Origin of the sequence: Sporosarcina sp. USHLN248 (assembly GCF_037144575.1) — a bacterium.
GTDB lineage: Bacteria > Bacillota > Bacilli > Bacillales_A > Planococcaceae > Sporosarcina > Sporosarcina contaminans.
On sequence record NZ_JBBCZC010000022.1, the window covers coordinates 19767 to 41864 of the forward strand.

The 22098-nt window shown below is 40.6% G+C and carries 22 protein-coding genes; 8 read left to right on the plus strand and 14 right to left on the minus strand.

Going from position 1 to position 22098, the window contains the following annotated elements; all coding sequences use genetic code 11:
- Window positions 1–8: 8 nt before the first annotated feature.
- Window positions 9–440: a MarR family winged helix-turn-helix transcriptional regulator gene (locus tag WFH04_RS10455; protein ID WP_336823990.1), complete on the minus strand. Its 432-nt coding sequence runs from the start codon at window positions 438–440 to the stop codon at window positions 9–11.
- Between the two features lie 127 nt (window positions 441–567).
- Window positions 568–993 (minus strand): hypothetical protein, encoded by a 426-nt coding sequence (locus tag WFH04_RS10460; RefSeq protein WP_336823991.1) that lies wholly within the window; start codon window positions 991–993, stop codon window positions 568–570.
- 140 nt (window positions 994–1133) lie between these two features.
- On the opposite strand from WFH04_RS10460, the gene WFH04_RS10465 reads away from it, so the two are divergent.
- The gene (locus tag WFH04_RS10465) at window positions 1134–1403 is read left to right on the plus strand and encodes a DUF2188 domain-containing protein (protein WP_381480460.1); all 270 of its coding nucleotides are present in this window, start codon (window positions 1134–1136) and stop codon (window positions 1401–1403) included.
- An 80-nt stretch (window positions 1404–1483) separates the two neighbouring features.
- Here WFH04_RS10465 and WFH04_RS10470 read toward each other — a convergent pair whose 3' ends face one another.
- On the minus strand, window positions 1484–1702 hold the full coding sequence (locus WFH04_RS10470; protein ID WP_336823993.1) for a hypothetical protein: 219 nt from the start codon (window positions 1700–1702) through the stop codon (window positions 1484–1486).
- A gap of 326 nt (window positions 1703–2028) precedes the next feature.
- Between WFH04_RS10470 and guaC the strand changes: the two genes are divergently transcribed.
- Window positions 2029–3012: a GMP reductase gene (gene guaC, locus WFH04_RS10475; RefSeq protein WP_336823994.1), complete on the plus strand. Its 984-nt coding sequence runs from the start codon at window positions 2029–2031 to the stop codon at window positions 3010–3012.
- A gap of 321 nt (window positions 3013–3333) precedes the next feature.
- Here guaC and WFH04_RS10480 read toward each other — a convergent pair whose 3' ends face one another.
- Window positions 3334–3696, minus strand: a complete 363-nt coding sequence (locus tag WFH04_RS10480; protein ID WP_381480462.1) for a DUF488 domain-containing protein — start codon at window positions 3694–3696, stop codon at window positions 3334–3336.
- Between the two features lie 140 nt (window positions 3697–3836).
- On the opposite strand from WFH04_RS10480, the gene WFH04_RS10485 reads away from it, so the two are divergent.
- The gene (locus tag WFH04_RS10485; protein ID WP_336823995.1) at window positions 3837–5501 is read left to right on the plus strand and encodes an ABC1 kinase family protein; all 1665 of its coding nucleotides are present in this window, start codon (window positions 3837–3839) and stop codon (window positions 5499–5501) included.
- 150 nt (window positions 5502–5651) lie between these two features.
- Here the strand turns inward: WFH04_RS10485 and WFH04_RS10490 are convergent, their stop codons facing one another.
- Entirely contained in the window at window positions 5652–6200 is a 549-nt protein-coding gene (locus WFH04_RS10490; RefSeq protein WP_336823996.1) for a GNAT family N-acetyltransferase, read from the minus strand.
- Window positions 6201–6211: 11 nt separating this feature from the next.
- Window positions 6212–7096, minus strand: coding sequence for a LysR family transcriptional regulator (locus WFH04_RS10495; protein ID WP_336823997.1), 885 nt, complete (start codon window positions 7094–7096; stop codon window positions 6212–6214).
- 117 nt (window positions 7097–7213) lie between these two features.
- Here WFH04_RS10495 and WFH04_RS10500 point away from each other — a divergent pair, with 117 nt between their 5' ends.
- The 3 genes from WFH04_RS10500 to WFH04_RS10510 all read left to right on the plus strand — a co-directional run bounded on the left by WFH04_RS10500 (window position 7214) and on the right by WFH04_RS10510 (window position 10768).
- On the plus strand, window positions 7214–8407 hold the full coding sequence (locus WFH04_RS10500; RefSeq protein ID WP_336823998.1) for a coenzyme F420-0:L-glutamate ligase: 1194 nt from the start codon (window positions 7214–7216) through the stop codon (window positions 8405–8407).
- A gap of 178 nt (window positions 8408–8585) precedes the next feature.
- On the plus strand, window positions 8586–10100 hold the full coding sequence (locus WFH04_RS10505) for an APC family permease (protein ID WP_336823999.1): 1515 nt from the start codon (window positions 8586–8588) through the stop codon (window positions 10098–10100).
- Window positions 10101–10273: 173 nt separating this feature from the next.
- The gene (locus WFH04_RS10510; RefSeq protein WP_336824000.1) at window positions 10274–10768 is read left to right on the plus strand and encodes a DUF1648 domain-containing protein; all 495 of its coding nucleotides are present in this window, start codon (window positions 10274–10276) and stop codon (window positions 10766–10768) included.
- 99 nt (window positions 10769–10867) lie between these two features.
- On the opposite strand, the gene WFH04_RS10515 is transcribed toward WFH04_RS10510, so the two are convergent.
- Window positions 10868–11572, minus strand: a complete 705-nt coding sequence (locus WFH04_RS10515) for a GNAT family N-acetyltransferase (RefSeq protein ID WP_336824001.1) — start codon at window positions 11570–11572, stop codon at window positions 10868–10870.
- A 79-nt stretch (window positions 11573–11651) separates the two neighbouring features.
- On the opposite strand from WFH04_RS10515, the gene pgeF reads away from it, so the two are divergent.
- Window positions 11652–12413 carry a peptidoglycan editing factor PgeF gene (pgeF, locus tag WFH04_RS10520; protein WP_336824002.1) on the plus strand — a complete coding sequence of 254 codons (762 nt, stop codon included), beginning with the start codon at window positions 11652–11654 and terminating at the stop codon, window positions 12411–12413.
- Window positions 12414–12711: 298 nt separating this feature from the next.
- On the opposite strand, the gene WFH04_RS10525 is transcribed toward pgeF, so the two are convergent.
- The 3 genes from WFH04_RS10525 to WFH04_RS10535 all read right to left on the minus strand — a co-directional run bounded on the left by WFH04_RS10525 (window position 12712) and on the right by WFH04_RS10535 (window position 16588).
- Window positions 12712–14298 carry a malate:quinone oxidoreductase gene (locus WFH04_RS10525; protein WP_336824032.1) on the minus strand — a complete coding sequence of 529 codons (1587 nt, stop codon included), beginning with the start codon at window positions 14296–14298 and terminating at the stop codon, window positions 12712–12714.
- 320 nt (window positions 14299–14618) lie between these two features.
- A complete protein-coding gene (locus WFH04_RS10530; RefSeq protein WP_336824003.1) occupies window positions 14619–15668 on the minus strand; it encodes an NAD(P)/FAD-dependent oxidoreductase in 1050 nt (349 codons plus the stop codon).
- Between the two features lie 491 nt (window positions 15669–16159).
- A complete protein-coding gene (locus tag WFH04_RS10535; protein WP_336824004.1) occupies window positions 16160–16588 on the minus strand; it encodes a GNAT family N-acetyltransferase in 429 nt (142 codons plus the stop codon).
- Between the two features lie 186 nt (window positions 16589–16774).
- Here WFH04_RS10535 and WFH04_RS10540 point away from each other — a divergent pair, with 186 nt between their 5' ends.
- Complete coding sequence (locus WFH04_RS10540) at window positions 16775–17269, plus strand: cupin domain-containing protein (protein ID WP_336824033.1); 495 nt, start codon at window positions 16775–16777, stop codon at window positions 17267–17269.
- A 275-nt stretch (window positions 17270–17544) separates the two neighbouring features.
- Here WFH04_RS10540 and WFH04_RS10545 read toward each other — a convergent pair whose 3' ends face one another.
- From WFH04_RS10545 to WFH04_RS10560, 4 genes are all read right to left on the minus strand, one after another.
- Window positions 17545–18834 (minus strand): CitMHS family transporter, encoded by a 1290-nt coding sequence (locus WFH04_RS10545; protein WP_336824005.1) that lies wholly within the window; start codon window positions 18832–18834, stop codon window positions 17545–17547.
- Window positions 18835–18861: 27 nt separating this feature from the next.
- Window positions 18862–19179, minus strand: a complete 318-nt coding sequence (locus WFH04_RS10550) for an AtuA-related protein (protein WP_336824006.1) — start codon at window positions 19177–19179, stop codon at window positions 18862–18864.
- The gene (locus WFH04_RS10555; protein ID WP_336824007.1) at window positions 19169–20497 is read right to left on the minus strand and encodes an acyclic terpene utilization AtuA family protein; all 1329 of its coding nucleotides are present in this window, start codon (window positions 20495–20497) and stop codon (window positions 19169–19171) included. Before WFH04_RS10555 ends, WFH04_RS10550 begins: the two co-directional genes overlap by 11 nt.
- A gap of 216 nt (window positions 20498–20713) precedes the next feature.
- Window positions 20714–22054 (minus strand): sigma-54 interaction domain-containing protein, encoded by a 1341-nt coding sequence (locus WFH04_RS10560; RefSeq protein WP_336824008.1) that lies wholly within the window; start codon window positions 22052–22054, stop codon window positions 20714–20716.
- Window positions 22055–22098: the final 44 nt, after the last annotated feature.

The following is a 22098-nucleotide window of genomic DNA, read 5'->3' on the forward strand; positions in this document are numbered from 1 at the left end:
TCACCCTTTTATCTCATCAGATTTTGGTGTACACGCGCCAATACGTCAATTGCTGCTTCAATTTCATTTTCCGCAACACCTTCTAATAACTGCTCATATAATGGCTTCAATTGAACGGTAATTTCTTCTACAACCGTTCTGCCATGATCGGTCAAGCTGATTAGCTTCTCTCTCCTATCTTTGCCTGGCATCGCATCCACATACTTCATTTCCGCCAAACGCTGTAAAATTTTCGTTACGCTCGGCTTTTCCACTTGCTGTCTGTTGGCAATTTCTGCTGGTGTCATTTGCCCCTCCTGAGACAGCAGCCTTAGAATCGCCCATTGAGAATTAAATAAGCCATAGCTATGTAGCTTTTCATTTAATTGATGAATAAACGGTCGATAAACTTTTCCGTACTGACTGAAAAAGTTTTGTTGTAATGAATTGATATGCCTCACCTCTAATAGTTAGTTAGGTTAATTAACTATAATAGTTAATCATAATGAAAAGATTTTGTCCAACACTTCGGCTTACGAAAAAACCAGGTGCCTGTATCATGGCCCTGGTCTTTTCCTACACTATTTTTTATTCGTACAATTCCTTGTACGCCAATAATTTCAGAGCGGTCATCTCATCTTCTGTCAGCCTGCTTTGCAAATCAGCAAATAGCTGTTGCTGTTCTTCTGTAGTCATGCCGCTTCTTACTTTTATTTGTATATCATTCAACTCACTTAAACTGAATTTTTTAAGTAGCACTCGCATAGCTTCATCTTTTGTTTTAAAAGGAAGCTTCGCCTCATCTACACTTTTTCCTTCCTCAAGGAATTTCTTAACTTCAGGATTGTTTTGCACTTCCTGCTTTATCGCTTCCATTTGTCCACTGGCTTCTAATTCAACTTCCACTTTATCCATAACTTGATCTGCAAGTATTTTTGTACCGAAATAATATACACCAAACCCAATCAGCCCTATAAAAATGACGACGCCAATTAAGAATTTAATAAATCTCATTCGATTGCTCCCTTCTATTGCACTACATCCTATTTTACAATACTGACGTCTTTCAGGCAGAGAAGTTTGCATAATAAGTAAAAGCGTTTGAGTTTAATGAAAAAGGGAAGGAAAACTACAACTTAATAGAAAGAGGGTAGATGAATTTGACGAAAGAAAATCGACGAGAACAAGATGAATATTTTGAAGATCGAGCAGGAACAGAAGATGCAAGATACCATGTCGTACCTCATGACGAAGAAGGCTGGGCTGTCAGACGAGAAGGCGATGATCAACTATCTTGTACAGCTAAATCACAGGAAGAGGCAATTGACGAAGCAAAGAAATTGGCCGAACAGTCTGGAACGATGGTCTATATTCACGGAAAGGACGGCAAAATTGAAAAGCAGTTGGAATACGGAAACGAGTGACGAGACTCTATCTATTGGAATATTTGCTGGACTCAAAGCAACGATGGCTTTTTGTGCCGTCGGTCCCGAGTCCAGCATTTTTATTGCCAGTTTTTTGTAAGAATTTCTTTCACTTCATCGACAGTCAATCGTGTACATAATGCAATCGTTTCTATAGATATCGAAAGCCCGTGCATCGTCATTACTGTCAACATCTTTTCTTGCCGAGCACCTGAAACTATACCTTCCTTGAAGGCAGCCTCAATAGCATCTTTGTGCATCTCGTACCCTTCTCTCTCTTCCTTAAGCAGAGCGACCATCTTCCCACCTCCATATCTCAATAATAAAACATATGTTCCCTTTAATCAATAAAAAACTATAAATCATCAGGATGTCTCACGACCACATGCCAAATCTCAATCTTCTTACGTTAGCTTCCCTTATTACCGTATTTATCCCCCTTGTCCAATTACTGCTATGTGTGAATGCTTCCCTACAAAAGCCGAACAATATTGGTTAATTTTATATCAATGTATGTTTTTCACCTGAATGATGCTTGACGTACTTCTAAAAATAGAGTACATTACATAAGTACGAACAATCATGATACTTAACTTAAAAACATTCGTATTTAGGAGTGACTTTCATGGATACAGTTTTTGACTATGAAGATATTCAATTGATTCCCGCAAAATGTATTGTTAATAGCCGTTCTGAGTGTGATACTTCTGTCACTTTAGGTAAGCATACGTTCGTCTTGCCTGTCGTGCCTGCAAATATGCAAACAATTATAGACGAAACGATTTCAGTCCAATTGGCTGAAAAAGGATATTTTTATGTAATGCACCGTTTTAATCCTGAAACAAGAGTACAATTCATTAAAGATATGCACGCACGTGGGTTGATCGCTTCGATTAGCGTAGGTGTTAAAGAGGAAGAATACGATTTCGTTGAGAAGTTGGCAGCAGATCGGTTAGTTCCAGACTATATTACGATCGACATTGCCCATGGGCATTCCAACGCAGTCATTCGTATGATTCAGCATATTAAACAGCATTTGCCTGAAACATTCGTTATCGCAGGTAATGTAGGGACTCCAGAAGCAGTGCGCGAGCTTGAAAATGCAGGTGCGGACGCTACAAAAGTCGGTATCGGACCAGGCAAAGTTTGCATTACAAAAATTAAAACAGGCTTTGGTACAGGCGGATGGCAATTAGCCGCATTACGCTGGTGTGCAAAGGCCGCCACTAAACCGATTATCGCGGATGGCGGCATCCGTACACATGGCGATATTGCTAAATCAGTACGCTTTGGCGCGACCATGGTAATGATTGGCTCCCTCTTCGCAGGACACGAAGAATCACCTGGCAAAACAGTTGAGAAGGATGGCAAATTATATAAAGAATACTTCGGCTCAGCTTCTGAATTTCAAAAGGGCGAAAAGAAAAACGTCGAAGGCAAAAAAATGTATGTTGAATACAAAGGCAAGCTCCAAGACACATTAACTGAAATGCAACAAGACTTGCAATCGTCCATCTCTTATGCGGGCGGCACAAAATTGGACGCTATTCGTACAGTCGATTACGTTATCGTGAAAAACTCTATCTTTAATGGCGATAAAGTTTATTAATTATGAAGATCGGTTCCGATAAGGAACCGGTTCAGCTTGTTGACAAACGCTCGCATACTGCGTTGCTCGTCTCGCTCGTCCCCTCATGAACCTAAGTTCTATTCGGGTCTTCGCTCGACTTCGCGCCTTGTCTGACAAGCGTTTTCAAGTCAAGCTGGGCAAACACCTATCTCATGACTACAAACCTTAAAAGGACTGTAGACAAAGTAAAAAGATACTTTGTCTACAGTCTGGATCGGTTCCGATAAGGGACCGGTTTTTACGTTGATAGCTGAGACAATTTATATGGAGAATGCATGATTAAACGATTGAGCAATGATTTCACGTCCATTGCTCGTCCAATAGTTCTTTTAAAACGATAGCTTGGTTGTATTTTTCATCTTTCGCTCCGTATACGAGCGTTACACAGCGGTTCTCCTCTACAATGCCCTGTAGTTTTTTCAATTGCTCCTGCTGCTTGCCTGCAGACAACTCTTTTTTATAGTTATGCACAAATTCATCAAACTTGCCGGGATCATGGCTAAACCATTTTCTCAACTCGATTGATGGAGCAATTTCCTTCATCCAGTGATCGATCCTTATCTCCTCTTTTGAAACTCCACGCGGCCATACACGATCGACGAGCACACGTACACCATCTTCCTCGGATGCTCTTTCATAAGCACGTTTTAATTTTACTATCATTCATGCACACTCCTTTATATAACTCATGATAAACTGATATTACCTGCACCATTTCAATGTATCGTTGCATACTTAATCAAATATAGCATCTAAAATACTGCAAAACGGGTAAAGAAAGATGAATGATTGGGGGGATCGGATTGCTGCAGAACAGATTTAGACATACGAAACGTTATCGGGAAATTATGAATGCTTTTCTGAAAAATGGTTTTAGCCATATTCTTTTTCGTTTAGGCATTACGGATCGTACTTCTTCTAAGAAGGACGGAGCAGTAATGAATATGCAAGATATCGGTGTGAAACTGCGCCTTACCTTACAGGAGTTAGGTCCGACATTCATTAAATTAGGACAGATCGCCAGCTCTAGGCGTGATTTAGTTCCTTTTGAAATTGCGGACGAACTCGAGAAATTACAAGACCACGTTGCCCCTTTTCCTTTTGAACAAGTGAAAGAAATTATAGAAACTGAATTGGAAATGCCAATCGACTCACTTTTTACTGAATTTGAGAAGGAACCGATTGCTACGGCGTCAATCGGCCAAGTCCATGCTGCTCGCCTTTCTTCAGGTGAGAAAGTAGCTGTGAAAGTGCAGCGGCCGAACATTTATCACGTAGTCAATAAAGATTTAACGATCCTGTCCGATTTAGCCCGCTTTTTAGAGGACAATATGGATTGGGCAGAGGCATACCGTCTGCAAGATATGGTTGATGAGTTTGCAAGATCATTGCGGGATGAGTTGGATTATCGAGTGGAAGCGCGCAGTGGAGAGCGGATTGCCAAACAATTCGAGGGCGTGCCGACAGTCCATATCCCAAGTATCTTTTGGGATTTGTCGACTTCTAAAGTGTTGACTACTGAATTGATTCACGGAGTGAAAGTGAATGATTTAGAGAGGCTGGATGCAGAAGGTTATGATCGTGAACGGATTGCGGAGCGAATCGTCCACTCCATGTTAGATCAAATATTGATGGCCGGCTTCTTCCATGGAGATCCGCATCCAGGCAATATTTTTGTATTGCCAAACAACGTCATCTCTTATCTCGATTTTGGCATGGTCGGCCGGCTTGATGATGATATGAAATATCATTTCGCTACGCTCATCATCCAATTGAGGAAAGGCAACACTGAAAATATGATCAAAACATTGGACGCTATGGGCATTCTATCAGACGACACAGATATGATGACATTCAAAAAAGATGTCGACCATCTGCAATCGAAATATTATAATGTTCCATTTGAAGAAATCAAACCGGGGGCGTTTTTCCTTGATTTGTTTCGGATAGCTTATAGACATCGCATTCAAATTCCTACGGAAATTACGATTTTAGGGAAATCGATCCTGACGCTCGAAGGGTTCATTACAAAATTGGCACCCGGATTCAGCATTATGAGTGCTGTTGAACCTTTTGGCAAAAAATTAATAATGGAGCGATATAGCCCGAAAAATGTTTTGCGCAAATCACTTTTGCATTGGAAAGAAAATATTGAAATTCTTACAGATTTCCCAAAGGATTTGAAAGAACTATCAACGTTGATCCGAAAAGGGAATTTGCAAATGAACATTCATATTCCACAAGTGCAAATGATTTTGCGAAGGCTCGATCAAGTAAGTAACCGACTATCATTCAGCATCATTTTACTATCATTCAGCATTCTCATGGTTGGCTTGATCGTAGGTGCTTCCATTTCAGGCGAAACGAATATGCTTTGGCGATTGCCTATCATCGAAGCTGGATCTATCATTGCCAGTTTACTATTTTTATATCTCATTTACTCAATTTTCAAATCCGGCCGGATGTAAATCGACTTTGTCGCTATAAGAACGGACTCATATGCGACATATCGTGAATGAAAAGGAAAGTCCTAAAGTACACAGATCGCAACCATTTTAATTCCCACGAGAGATAAGCAGTCCTACTAATCCTCGATTGTTTAGGACTGCTTCTATCCTTTACATTTCTTTCTTCCAGTCTTCTTTCACAAGCCCAAAAACATAGTGGTCAACAAACTTGTCATGGAGCCACTCAGCTTGCTTTAAGCAGCCTTCTAATGTGAAGCCTAACCTTTTTGGTATTGCCATACTTCTATTATTTTCAGTCGCCGCCCGGATTTCTATACGATTGAGTTGAAGCTCCTCAAAACAGTGGGTGATGACAGCTTCGCAAGCTTTTGTCATTAATCCTTTTCCTTCAAACTCCTTGCCTAACCAATAACCGATTGATGTTGATCGATTTGCCCAATTAATCCCGTGCAACCCAACAACACCCGCCAATTTTCCTTCAAGCCAAATGCCTGCCTGAAAGCCGTTATGATTGGAAAACTGCTTTAACGTACTGTCAATAAAGCCTTTCGAGTCTTCAACTGTCCGAGTGAAGTCTACCCATGGCAACCATTCCCGTAAACTATCCCGTGAGCCGTCAGTCAGCTCAAACAATTCCTGCGCATGCCGAGGCTCTAGTAATCGTAGTTCAGATGTACTGCTCATTTTGAATGAAAACATAATGATCCCCCTTATTTGTCTTCTATTATTTCTACAAATTTCGTTGTAGCTGGCGATAGTGGCACGCTTTTCAATACGCAGATGCCAATGCTTCTTGCCGGAATATCTTCCGTCAATTGAACTTCCCGCAAAATTCCTTTATTCATGTAGTCTTGTGAAAATTCACGTGTGACGCATGCAATGCCCATGTTGATCCTTGCAAATTCAATGCATAAATCATGAGATCCCAATTCAAATTCAGGAGAGATTTGAATGCCTTTCGATAAAAAATAATCTTCTACATACTTGCGTGAATTGGATTTCGGCTCTAAGAAAATGAGCGGTAGTTTCGACAGCTCATTGAAACCAATCGGCTTCGACAATAATTTGTTATATTTTTCACCATAAACAAATATATCATGAACCGTTAAACATGGCCTTGCCACGATTGTCGTATCTTGAATTGGCAAATTGCAAATCGCAATATCCGCATGGCCAGATTTTAGAGCCGTTATTATTTCATCGGTCGTTCCATTGATAATCTTTAGTTTAATATTCGGATATTTATTTCGGAAAGTTTCCAAATTAGGGAGTAGAAAATACTTCGAAATGGTATCTCCTACCCCAATTCTAAGTTCGCCTGTCGTCAAATTTTTAAATTCGGCAATCTTTTCTTCACCGATGCCGATTAAATTAATGGCCGAATTAACATACTCCAACAGAAGGCTTCCTTCCATCGTCAACGTAACTCCTTTTGGTGTTCGGTTAAAGAGGCGCGTATCCAATTCAGCCTCCAATTGCATAATCGATTGGCTGACTGCCGGTTGCGTCATATAAAGCTCTCTAGCAGCGCCAGAGAAGCTCTCATTTTTACCGACAATACTAAAAACACGGTACAGATCTAATTTACTAACCATATAAACACCCCTTATGCCCATTATTAGAAGTATTAATTTTACTTATATCACTCACCGTTGTATAGTACAAGTAGATTGACGATAAAATTTTTTGAAACGCGATAAGGAGCGATCACATTGGAAAGAGTAGTGGGAACTGTTGTCAGAGGACTTCGCTGCCCCATCATTAATAAAGGGGACAACATCGAAGAGATTGTTGTAGATAGTGTGCTAAAAGCGTCGGAAGTTGAAGGGATCAACATTCAGGACAGAGATATTGTCACCATTACTGAATCCATCGTCGCCCGTGCGCAAGGAAATTACGCGACGATCGATCATATTGCAAAAGATGTAGCAACAAAGTATGGCGAAGAAACAATCGGTGTCATATTCCCGATTTTGAGCCGAAACCGTTTTGCAATTTGTTTGCGAGGCATTGCAAAGGGTGCAGCAAAGAAAATTGTATTGATGCTAAGTTACCCCTCCGATGAAGTCGGCAATCATTTAGTCGACATCGATACGCTTGACGAAAAAGGCGTAAACCCATGGACAGACGTATTGACAGAACAACAATTCCGTGACCTTTTCGGTTACAATAAACATACATTTACTGGTGTAGACTACATCGACTACTATAAATCAATTGTGGAAGAATACGGCGTAGAGTGTGAAGTAATCTTCTCAAATAACGCAAAAACGATTCTTGATTATACAAAAAACGTACTTACATGCGACATTCATTCTCGCTTCAGAACGAAGCGTATTTTGAAAGCGAATGGCGGCGAAAAAATTTACAGCTTGGATAACATCCTTTCTGAATCAATTGAAGGCAGCGGTTATAACGAAGCTTATGGTCTATTAGGCTCCAACAAAGCGACGGAAGATAGCGTAAAATTATTCCCTCGCGACTGCCAACCTGTCGTAGACGCAATTCAAGCAATGCTAAAAGAGAAAACAGGCAAAACTGTCGAAGTGATGATATACGGCGACGGTGCCTTCAAAGACCCTGTCGGAAAGATTTGGGAGTTGGCAGACCCTGTCGTCTCTCCAGCTTATACAGCAGGCCTAAATGGTACGCCAAACGAAATCAAATTGAAATATCTCGCGGACAACAACTTTGCCGACTTGCGCGGTGATGATTTGAAAAAAGCGATTAATGAGTTCATCGAAAACAAAGAAGAAGATCTGGTTGGTTCTATGGAAGCACAAGGCACAACGCCTCGGAAACTGACTGACCTAATCGGTTCTTTATCCGATCTAACTTCCGGCAGCGGAGATAAAGGAACACCTATCGTGTTCATTCAAGGATATTTTGATAACTATACAAAATAATTGTAAAAGACGACTCCGGCCCATGCCTGAGTCGTTTTTTTACTTCACTTTTCATTCTTATTTGGGTATCCGTTTGGACTGCCTAATTTTATGCGAACCTTCCCATACTATTTTTCATAGTTTCATTATCTCAAAATAGGGAATGGAAACCCATCAGCAATTTAGGGGGCAAAGTTTTATGGATCGTACTGATGTAGTTCGAAGGAGAAAGTTACAAAAGACGTTAAAACCATCTTGGGTGTTTGCAATTGCGTTAGGTTCGTCCGTTGGCTGGGGCGCTTTCATTTTACCCGGTGACTGGATTAAAGATTCTGGTCCTTTAGGCGCGATAATCGGGCTTTTAATCGGTGCACTCCTCATGATGGTTATTGCTTCAAGCTATGGTGTTATGATTAAAAAATTCCCGGTATCAGGGGGCGGTTTTACATATGCTTTTATTGCAGCGGGAAAGGTGTGGGCTTTTATTTGTGGATGGTTTCTATCTTTAGGATATATTTCAATCGTTGCACTAAATGCCTCGGCTTTTACATTGCTTTTAAAGTTTTTAATGCCAGGGTTAATGAAAACGCATTATTTATATACGATCGCTGGTTGGGACGTTTATATGCCAGAAGTGCTTATCGCGTCATTTCTCATTTTGCTTTTTGCGTTCATTAACACGACAGGAGCAAACATATCCGGAAGAATCCAGTTTTATTTCAGTGTGCTATTAGTCGGCGGAGTCGTCCTATTAGGATTATTTACATTTGGATTTGCTGAGCAGCCATTGGAGAACATCAAGCCTTACTTTAGTGGAAAGCAATCTATTCTCACTTCCATTCTTGTTATTGTGGCAATCGCGCCATGGGCTTATGTCGGATTTGACAATGTTCCCCAAGCTGCTGAGGAATTCAGATTTTCGCCAAGAAAAGCGACAATGCTTATTGTTGCTTCATTGTTCACTTCGTTTCTTATTTATGCAATTATGATTGGCCTTACTTCATGGACATTCCCTGAAATGGCAGGGAACAGCAATCTTTGGCCGACAGGCGATATTGTATTCTTATCGTTGGGACGAGTTGGTCTTGTAATTATGTCAATTGCCATTATTATGGGGATCTTTACCGGGTTAAATGGGTTTTATATGTCATCGAGCCGTCTGTTGTTTTCAATGGCTCGTGCCCGTGCTTTGCCAAATCTGTTCCGTAAAATCGAAAAAAAGAAGAAAACTCCGATTTGGGGCATTTGGTTCGTTGCACTCATTACATTACCGATGCCTTGGTTTGGTCGCCAAGCACTCACTTGGATAGTCGACATGTCGTCAACTGGCGTATCTGTCGCTTATTTATTCACCTGTCTCGCAGCCTTTAAAGTTTTGGCGTGGAAAGCAGAGCCTGCGGGAAGAGAAGTTGCGCCGGTGAAAAAAGCTTTATCATTGATTGGCATTATTGCAAGCATTGCTTTCTTATTGCTTCTACTCATCCCTGTTTCACCAGCTGCCCTTTCAGCACCATCTTATATTTTACTGCTATGCTGGGGAATCGGTGGAGGAATCTTCTATATGGCAATGAAAAAACGATATAACAGCTTGACGCAAGAAGAGACGGAATACTATATGTTAGGGAAAACAATTGAATCTGAAGTGATGGAAACTAAAAAAGACGTTCATGAGTCCCCACTCATTATAAATGGAGCATCGATGACAAAAGGATAGTCAATTAAACGATTGGATGAAGGAACGTACTTTGTTTCTTCATCCGTTTTTGAATTGAAAATAGATCGAACCTTTTGGATAGAACTATGCGCCATTTATGACCTAATGCCAAACCTACGAAACTTTACGCCTTATCATTCGTACAAGAATGTGTACCTTAGGAGTGATATGAAATGAACAATCGACCTATGATGACTATCAAGCGTAGCCGGTTTGCAAAAGGGTTTGACACCGTCACCTTACTTGCCTACCTTGCGGGGATCATTTACTTAATTTTCATGTGGGGACAATTGCCTGACGAAGTGCCAGGGCACTATAATGGCGCAGGTGAGGTGGATCGTTGGGGATCCAAATGGGAACTCATCCTTTTGCCAGTCATTGCATTGTTTCTATTTGCTTTCATGGCTTTCATGGAACGGCATCCTGAGTGGCATAACTATATGAATTTAAATGAAAACAACATCGAATTCCAATATAAAAATTCGATGCTGTTGCTCAATGTGTTGAAAAATGAATGCGTACTCTTTTTCACATATTTACATTTTAAAACCGTTCAAGTAGCCTTAGGAAAAGCAGCATCTTTAGGGATTGGTTTCTTGCCGATATTCATCGGAATCACTATAGGATCACTTATTTATTTCGCTATCCGTTCTTTCAAAAATAAATAATGGGTTTAGATAGGTAGGGGCAATATGCTTGATTGCTGATTAAGGTCCCCCTGCCTTTACTCTTTCCCTCTTGTTTCCGTAGCGTAAAATAAGTTAAGCCTAATTGTCGATTCGATAAATTCCCTTCCGATCCCTTAATGTACAGCCATTACGTTCAAAAATCCGTATCATATGCACATTATTAACATCTGTGCTGCCTACATACGTCTTTGCACGAAATTCCTTTAACCGCTCAAGTGATAGTCGATGGCAAATTGCACCGTACCCTTTTCCGCGCCATTGCGGAACAACGCCAAAATAAAATAAACGCCCTTCATCGTCAGTACCCGCTTCGATATGGGGGATACCCAAGCCTATGACATCATTTTCTTTATAGAATATGAAACAATGATTGCGCCACTGTTTCCCTAACTCCAATTCAAAAGAAGCCATCGTCTGTTCAATCGTGAACAATTGATTTTTATTCGCAGTTCCACTTCTGCATTGCTCATATAGCTCCGCAAAAGCTGTATCGTCCATGTCACTAGCCGACAGTGCCACAGATGTTATGCCTAAAGCTTTTTCGGGAAGCTCATTTAATTTTCGTGTATATTCAACGATTGAAGATATTTTTCGGAACCCTTTGTCCATCAAATAAGCATCATGCGCTTCATCCATAAGCAAAGACAAATAGCCCACTTTCCGCTCACGCCATTCCTCTAACAGCTGGTCAAACGCTCTCTCGTAGTCAGCCTCAGTTGCATCTTCCTTCTTTACTTGATCGACAAGCCAGTATTCCTGGGCATTCTTTATCGTTTGAAACATGCAGCATCACCTCAGATATGTTATATTTTGTGAAAAACCTCTATTTTTATCATAATCGAAATATAGAAACGGGGATACTATGAAAACGAAAATCTTCTTACAAAATGACAATTACATAGCGGGTATGTCGATGAAAGATATAAAAGAGCCTGAGTTCAACAATATGGCACTTCACGTATGTAAAAATCCTGAGGCTGTCCTCCAAAATAGACAGAAGCTTTCTGCTCTTGTCGGCTGCAGTTTGCAAGATTTTGTCTGTGCCAATCAAACCCATAGCGCCAACTTTCACCGGGTGGTTGCAAATGACAAGGGGCGAGGATCTAAACAGCAAAATACAGCCATTGCAAATACAGATGCACTTTACACTTTTGAACCCGGTATTATGCTTGTAGGCTTTACTGCGGACTGCGTGCCTGTCATTTTTCATGATGAAACAAATGGCTTGATCGGCGTTATCCATTCCGGATGGCAAGGCACTGTAAAAGAAATTACGATAAAGTTATTTGCACACTTACACCAAAACGAAGGATGCAACATGACGAACATCAAAGTGCAAATTGGTGCTGCATTAAGCCAAGAAAAATTTGAGGTCGATGAAGATGTGTTTTTGCGATTCAAAAGCTTGGGCTATGCAGAGGAATTTATGTACTACAATGAACAAACCGGCAAATATCATATCGATAATCAGCTCGTCGTGAAGAGACAATGCGAATTGTCGGGTATTCCATCAGAACAGATCGTACTGGATCGAACTTGCACATTTAAAAGCCCTGACGGTTTTTCTTATCGGGAAGATAAACAATGCGGTCGTCATGCGGCTTTTATTATTCGAAAAAAATGAAAATCGTTCTTATAAACGAAAAAGAACCTTCAATCCAAAGATTGAAGGTTCCAGCTTGTTGACAAACGCTCGCATACTGCGTTGCTCGTCTCGCTCGTCCCCTCATGAACTTAAGTTCTATTCGGGTCTTCGCTCGACTTCGCGCCTTGTCTGACAAGCGTTTTCAAGCCAAGCTGGGCAAACACCTATCTCATGACTACAAACCTTAAAAGGACTGTAGACAAAGTAAAAAGATACTTTGTCTACAGTCTGAAACCTTCAATCCAAAGATTGAAGGTTCTATAATTCATTCAGTAGGTTATACGTTTTCTACTACTTCCTCATTCATAGATGAAGATTCTGTGTTGGTAGTCTCTACATTTGAGGACTCTTCTTCGGCTTGTGACTTTTCACTTAAGCCAAGTGTTTGTGCAGTAGACTCGAAAAGGTCATGGAACAACGCCTCGTTTTCTACTAAAGAAATGCCGTATGATGGAATCATTTCTTTAATTTTCGGCTCCCAATCTTTTAGCTGTTGCGGGAAGCATTTTTTTATAACTTCCAACATGACATGCACTGCAGTAGATGCTCCTGGAGATGCACCTAATAATGCAGCAATTGAACCGTCCGCCGCGCTGACGACTTCAGTTCCGAATTGCAACGTTCCTTTACCGCCCGCTTCCGTATCTTTTATAACTTGTACACGTTGGCCGGCTACAACGATATCCCAGTCTTCAAGTTTTGCTTCTGGAATAAATTCGCGTAGTTCCTCTACACGCTTCTCATTCGATAACATAACTTGCTGGATCAGATATTTCGTCAATGACATTTCCTTCGCGCCAGCTGCTAACATCGTGAAGACATTGTTCGGTTTTACAGAACCGATCAAATCAAAATTAGAGCCTGTTTTTAGGAATTTAGGTGAGAATCCGGCAAATGGTCCAAACAGCAACGCCTTTTTATTGTCAATATATCTTGTATCAAGATGCGGAACCGACATTGGCGGAGCACCGACCTTCGCTTTACCGTATACTTTTGCATGGTGCTTCTCAACGATTTCCTGGTTTTTACACACAAGGAATAGACCGCTTACAGGGAAGCCGCCAATATGCTTCGACTCAGGAATACCTGTCTTTTGCAATAAAGGCAAGCTGCCGCCACCTGCGCCGATAAACACAAATTTTGCAGTATGACGATCCGTTTCACCGCTATTTTCATTGCGAACCTTCAATTCCCAAGTGCCGTCTCCAGCACGCTTAATATCTTTTACACGATGACCGTAATGGATTTCTACGCCTTGGCTCTTTAAATGCTCGAACAACATGCGAGTCAATGCACCGAAGTTAACGTCTGTGCCCGAATCAATTTTCGTTGCAGCCAATGGTGCAGTGGACGTACGGCCTTCCATAATCAATGGAATCCATTCTTTCAGTTTTTCAGGATCAGAAGAAAATTCCATCCCTTTAAACAGTGGGTTATCTTTCAGCGCTTCAAAACGCTTTTTCAAATATGTGACGTTTTCTTCCCCTTCAACTAAACTCATATGAGGAATCGGCATAATAAAATCTTGTGGATTTTGAATCAAGTTACTGTTTACAAGATAGGACCAAAACTGTCTGGAAAGCTGAAACTGTTCGTTAATATTAATCGCTTTCTTAATATCAATCGAACCGTCAGGCTTTTCAGGTGTGTAGTTTAATTCACATAATGCAGAGTGCCCTGTACCGGCATTATTCCATTCATTGGAACTTTCTTCACCAGCTTCTGCGAGCGTCTCGAATACCGTAATCTTCCAATCGGGCGCTAATTCCTTTAGAATTGTACCTAATGTAGCGCTCATAATTCCTGCACCAATTAAGATGACTTCTGTTTTCGTATCTCTGTTGCTCATTTTTACCATCCTTATATATGAAATTGCAGAAAGGATGTGAACGAACCTGCGTCACTACAGCCAAGACATGACCTTATGAACACACCTTTTCTGTATCAATGATTGCCTTATTACAGTGTATCATAATAATTTATAGATTAAAATATCTACTACCTATCAGACAGATAGAAGACGATGAGCAAACTATTGAATTTCATGAGACATTTTGAATACAATCCAACTTCTATCGTTAGACATCCCGCCTATAATAAAACTGTAAATGTATATCAAAAGATCTACGTAAGCATGATCTATTGCAATTAACCTTATTATTCCATACTAAAACCGTGACGTGATTACTGAACCATCTGCTTCACTATTTCCTTATTACGGTCCTTAAACAGCTCGTTATGCGAAGAGACCATCCCAAAGCCATTTGCTTCCGGTTCGATAAACAGTTTTGCTCGGTTCACAGCGTTTGCGGCATCTTGAAATGCGCCCGCAATTAATTGGACTTTTCCTTCATAGCGAATAATGTCTCCTGCAGCGTATAAGCCCTCGATGGAAGATTCACTTAGAGCGTTTCCCGCGATGTAATAATCATCCTTCAATTCAACGGGTAACTGGCTGTTTTGGAACAACGAAGCATCTTGCTCGAATCCATGATTGATTATGACCTCATCAATCGGCAATTGAACAATCTCTCCAGTTTCGTGATTTGTCAGTTCCACTTTTTCAATCACTTCATGATCATCGCTAGCAATCAACTTTGTAATGGACGTATTCGAAAGACAAATAGCAGAGCTATCCATTAGTTGAGTCGCATTGGCTTCATGTCCCTTCATTTTATCTTTTCGATACGTTACATACACTTTTTCCGCAATTGGTTCTAATTCATTCGCCCAATCAATAGCGGTATTGCCCCCTCCTGAAATAATTACAGTCTTCCCTTTGAAATAGAGTAACGACTTAATCGTATAGTGAAGATTGGAGAGCTCATATCGTTCTGCACCTTCGATATTTAATTTTTGAGGTTTCAATATGCCCCCGCCAATTGCAACAATGACCGTTTTTGAATAATGCTTTTCTCCCGACCCGCCCTGCAAAACAAATAAGCCGTCCCCGTCCTTACTGATCGACTCCACTTTTTCGTTTAACACAACTGTCGGATCGAACGTCAACCCTTGTGCAACAAGCTGTTTAACGATCTGTTCTCCTGAAATGGGGGTCTGCCCGCCAATATCCCAAATAATTTTCTCGGGATATATGTGAACTTTACCGCCTAATTGCGGTTGATATTCGATAATTTTCGTTTTCATTTCTCGTAGCCCGCTGTAAAACGCAGAATAAAGTCCCGCCGGTCCGCCGCCAATGATCGTCACATCAAAAACTTCCCGCATATGCACACTCTCCAGGTTCATCTATTTTCAATGCCATCATAACTACATAACAATTTAAAGTTCGATTCGTCTTAAAACTTCCCATATGAACTTATTCTAATTGATAACGATTATCAATTTCAACTATTTTTGATTTTCACTGATTCATTTATATCAGGCTTTCCATTGAAATAGATGCTTCATCCGTGTATAAAGGATCCACCGAGAATGCCATGAGGATTGAAAACTTGAGTCGGAGATTGTTCAAAAGGCTGCTGATGTATGGCGAAAGTAAATAGGCGCACAGCAAACTGTCGGGAGGTCATAAACGTTTTCAATAAACATTCTGCTGTAAAACCATGTTTCCTTTGATGGTCATTCAACAATGAATAAACAACCATCTATTTGCAAAATTCTTCGTCTATTCAACGACAATCCTATTATAGAAATCCTAAAGTTAGTGAAGGACTGAACGAGCCAAGCTACCAGAAGCCGTTCAGTCCTCTGATAGCTTCCCACTATATTTTCTTAACGAAACCTGTACTCTTTCCTACAAACCCATTAGCTATATAAAATGCATGCGCAGCTTGCCTTTCTTCCCGGTTTCCGCTGTTTAAAACAATAGTATCAGCCCCTTGCTGAATCGCCCATTGCTCACATTCTTTCAACAGTTCCATGCCAATCCCTTGTTTTCGATTGTTTGAATTCACAACAAAAGCTATGATCCGGACATAAACTCCTGTGAATTCAAAAGCCAATGCTTTACAAAGACCTGCAAACCCCACGACTCTTCCATCTTTAACTGCTACCAATGCTTCATAATCAGCATGCTCTTGAAGCACATCAAATCGTTTGGATAGATCTTCAATCGTTGTAGGATACCCCAAATCTTCCATCAAACCTACCAAGTCTTCATAATCCCTTTGTTGAATCATTCTAATCTCCATCGTCATACCCCCTCCCCCTTTACTAGAAAGAAACATAGAATAATGATTGAATCAATGATCCATACATCGCTAATTTAAACAGACAAATATTCCTTTACTATAATGCATAGAGTAAAGAGATAAAGATCGAGGAAAGGATTGAGAGCCATTTATTATTCTTCTAACGTATCCCCTTACTACTTCCCTATGCCAATGAACTATTCCCAGCTGCATCCGGTTTATTGGGGGCAACCGTGGCAAGATGCTGGATTTGCTTCCATCCCTCTACATGACTATGGGGCAAAGCCTTTTGTTGTAAACATGATGGCGGCTGCAAGGCAAAACGACACCTATCGGACGGCGCTATGGACAGGAAAACATTTGCAGGTAACTTTAATGAGCATCAATGTCGGGGATGATATCGGATTAGAAATCCATCCAGACACCGATCAATTTCTATATATTGAGCAAGGCCAAGGACTTGTGCAAATGGGAGAAAGGAAAGATTTTTTAAACTTCGTACGAAACGTCTCTGTTAATTCAGCTATCGTTGTGCCTGCAGGAACCTGGCATAATGTTACGAATACAGGTCCCGTACCATTAAAGCTTTACACAATTTATGCCCCTCCTCATCATGCTTTCGGCACTGTGCATGCAACCAAAGCGGATGCGATGGCAGAAGAGAAGAATTACGGCCAATAATGAATGGCCGGTAAAATACTCTTTATAAGCATTTACTTTGTAATCATTTATTCACAAGGCAGTCCTGAAGCAGGCAGCTTTTTTAAAATCGAATGATCCAACCAAAAGCCTCCAAAAATCTTAACATTCTTCTAAAAGATACCATTGGACTGCGTTCATACAATTGACAAGGAAGAATATGAAGAGCTTTTATATAGCAAAAACAGGATCGTTCGTAGGAGACGGTCCTGTTTTAATTAATTCGCTTTAAATGTTCAATTACTTTTGATAATTACTTAGATGATAACCCCTGTAATCACTGCAACAACTGTCATGACGATTGTCGTGCCAAATGCCCATTTAAAAACAAATTTCTGATGATCCGCCAATTCGACTCCTGCTAATCCGATTAATAGGAATGTTGAAGCGGTTAAAGGGCTTAAAGGGAAACCTGTCGTCATCTGGCCTAAAATAGCAGCACTCCCTATATGAGCCGGTAATACTCCATAGGCAGAGGCCGTTTCACTAATGATTGGCAGCACCCCAAAATAATAAGCATCTGGAGTGAACAACAAACTTAAAGGCATACCAGTTATTGCTACAATGATCCCCATAAAGCCACCGGACTCACTTGGGATAATAGATACCAAGGCGTTTGCCATTTCAGTAATCATACCCGTGCCTGTTAAAATACCCGTAAAAATTCCCGCAGCAAAAATAATAGAAACTACTGTTATCATTCCAACCGCCTGACTTTTCACTTGTTCCATTTGGTCTTCGGGTTTTGGATAATTGATCAAAACTGCTATGGCAAATGAAACCATGAAGATGATAGGCAAAGGAAGCCACACTTTGACAAGAGCTACTATTGTTAAAATCGTTAGCAATAGATTGAACCAAAATAATTTGGGGCGTCTCATTGCTCTTTCTTCTGGCGTCAGCTCCTCATGAAAATTATACTCAATATCTACTACACCGATTCGCTTTCTCTCTTTCCGCCCAATCCAGACTGCAACAAATAATACCCAGACAATTCCTGCAACCATAGCCGGGATAATCGGATTGAATATATCGCTTGTATCGAGACCAAGGGCGGTTGCAGCGCGAGCAGTAGGTCCACCCCAAGGCAGCAAGTTCATAACTCCTGCTCCCAAAGCAACCATTCCAGCAAGTACTATCCTACTCATACCTAACCTATCATATAGAGGAAGCAAAGCAGGTATTGAAATCAAAAACGTAGAAGCACCTGACCCGTCTAAGTGCGCCAACATAGCAATGATAACAGTGCCTATTATGACTTTAAGAGGATCCCCTTTCACTGCTCGTAATACACGAGAAATAAGTGGATCGAACAGTCCTGCATTATTCATAATACCGAAGTAAAGAATCGCAAAACCTAACATAATTCCTGTAGGTGCCACACTCTTAATTCCTTCAAGCATGAAATCTCCCATATCCGCTCCAAAACCGCCTATCAATGCAAAAATGATAGGAACAACAATTAATGACACGATTACAGAAACTCTTTTTGTTAAAATCAATGCCAAAAATACGAGTATCGTTAAGAATCCCAATAAAGCTACCATACATATCCCCCCTTTATTAAACGACCCTTACTTATCTAAATCTACTTCCATTTCCAATAAAGCATAACTCAAGGATTTACCATGAGTATCCATCCCAAGTGACGTTGTCACTCCCCCAAGCAATGCTCCGTGGCATACGAATTGCAGTGCCGAAATGTTTGGCAATTCATATCGAGTTACTTCACCTGAAACGATGTGTTTTAAATGTTTTTTCACCCGCTCTGCAGATACTTGCTCACGCAATATTGGATATAGCGCTTCATCATATGGAATCAAAGACAGCATTAGTACATCCCCCTTATCCCCTGCACGGCTATGGGCTATCTCATATAGTTTAGTTTTCATCATTCGCCATCTCCTTTATTACGACATTCACATCGACACTGTCACGAGGGACCATCGTAGACACAATTCCAATTACTTCTTGAACATATTTACGTGCTCCACCCCCTCCTGCGGGACCGTTTGTATAAAGTGCCTCAACCTCTTCACCAACGATCATTGCATCCGCCATACTATTCGCTTTAGCAGCAACACGCAGCCTTACTTCGTAAGGTTGACCAAGATGTCCAAAAGAGCCGCGATGCGCAGATGTAACTCCTATTAAATCTACTTTTATTTCGTTAAATCGCCCTTTTAGCCGCTCTTCAATAATTTCCCCTGCAAGTTCAGCACGTCCTAATGCATTTTCTCCTGCATATGTAATTTCTCCTTCACCAAGGAAACCAGCTTCATATCCAACACTGACCTTTAATAAATTAGGTTTAATCCTTCCAGCACCCCCTGTCACCTTTATTCGATCGATTCCAGCCTCACAGATGGAAACAGTAGTAAAATCTGCGGTGACATCTGGAGTTACATATTGGCTTGGATCCATTACTTCATATAACAATTGTTCTTTTACTGTCCGTAAATTCAACGCACCACCTGTATTCGGCAATTTCTTAAGTATCGCTGATCCGTTTGACTGAATTTCTGCAAATGGAAATCCTATGTTAGCCATGTTTGGTACGTCTTTCTTCCCTGGGTCCGCAAAATATCCTCCGGTCAATTGCCCACCACATTCAAGCAAATGGCCAATTACAGTCCCTCTCCCTAACAACTTCATATCATCGAATGACCATCCGAAATGGTATATCATTGGAGCCAAAAATAACGATGGGTCTGCTATCCTGCCAGTAATAATAATATCGGCATCTGTTTGCAAAGCTGGCACAATTGAGTCAGCTCCCATATAAGCATTTGCCGAAATAACGGAAGCGTTTTCATTTAGTTGTGGAGTAAAGTCTAAATTTTTCCTATTCGCGTAAATATAAGGCAGTACATTATCACCTGTCACTGCAGCTACTTTTACAGAGAGTCCCATTTCTTCAGCAATATCAATTATTTTTTGTGCTCCACTTATAGGGTTTGCGGCACCCATGTTCGTCACAATTCTTACACCTTTTCTTTTAATAATCGGCAATAGGGAACGCATACGTTTCTCAAGCAGCGGGTCATACCCTAACAATTCATTTGTTTTTTTTCTCTTTTGAGCCAATGCGATTGTCCGTTCAGCCAAACATTCTAATATTAGATAATGTAAATCTCCCTTTTCAGCAAGTTCGATTGCTGGATCCAAACGATCACCGGAAAATCCTGCACCTGAACCAATACGTAGCATACTCCGTCACCTCTTTTTACAAACTTTTCATACAATCCAATATAAATAATAGCAAAATTAAAAGGAGAAAATGCTGTCATATAGGCATTTCCCCCTTCTAATTTAGTAGAATTGACAATCTATCATCTTTCCTTTTAACTTCCTTTAAAGCCATCCATAACGACCATTCCAACTTTTTAGAACTAAATTGAGCATCATTATAAACAACTATAATGTTTAATTTAATTGGTATTTCTTCATTTTATTGTATAAAGTCGCCAGAGAAATCCCTAACTCATTCGCTAATTTTAACCGCTCTTGAACCGTTGCACCAACGTATTGAAGTGCATGCTGAAGAATCTTCTTTTCCGCCTCGTCCACTGCTTCGTGTAATGGAATGATTCTTGTTTCATCTGTATACAACGTATGATGTTTACGCATGAAGTCAGGCAAATGTTGAATGGAAATTCTCCTCTCCTCCGTCATACATACAGCAAAGTCAATAACATTTCGTAATTCGCGAACATTTCCTGGCCAGTCATAGGAAATAAGAAAACTCATTACTTCTTCGTCAACTGTATAAGACGGTGGAGTGATAGAATCAATAATTAAAGGGATATCCAATTTGCGCTCGCGTAATGAAGGGATTTGAATACTGACGACGTTCAGGCGATAAAATAACTCACTCCGAAATAAGTCTTTTGCTATCAGCTGTCGTAAATCTCGGTGGGTAGCCGCAACGATTCGTACATTTATTTTCCGTTCTACCGCTTCTCCAATCCGACGAATGCTTCCCTCCTGTAACACTCTCAATATTTTCGCCTGTACTTCCATTGACAAGTCACCAATCTCATCCAAAAATAATGTTCCGCCATCTGCCATTTCAAACAAACCTGATTTTCCACCTTGTAATGCCCCTACAAAAGCACCTTCTGCATAACCAAATAAATCGTTTTCAATTGATGCCACTGGAATAGCGGAGCAATTGACTGCTATGAATGGCTCATTCGCCCGTAAACTCGTATGATGAATGGATTGTGCAAATAATTCCTTTCCCGTCCCACTCTCTCCAGTGATTAAAATTGGTAGATCGGTCAAAGCTGTTTTCTTGGCAATAGAGATTAGATCCCTCATCTTGGAATCCTGGCTAATAATATCTTCGAATGTATACTTTACTTTGTAAATCGAACGCATTTGTTTTTTTAATTCAGCCACTGTCTCTTGCTGCTTAGCAAGTTCCTGGGTAAGTGTGTGCACCTCATTCAGACTTTTACAGACCGAAACAGCTCCAATAATTTCTCCATCTACAATAATAGGGGCCATATCAACAACATATTCCCTGCCACGTGCCTTTCGATATACACCAACCCGACTTTCTCCATCTATTAATGTTTTCGGTAATTGCGCACCCGGCCGGTATGCTACTAACGGCTTCCCAATAATATCAGGAGTGACTCCAGTAATGTTGGTATACTCCGGATTGATTGTCCTCACAATTCCGGCACGATCGATTACAAGTACTCCATCATTCATCGATTCTACAATCGCTTTCCACCATGCGACCGTCTGGATATCCATTTTCGTCATCCCCTTCCATACAATAATGCAGTATCAATTTAACT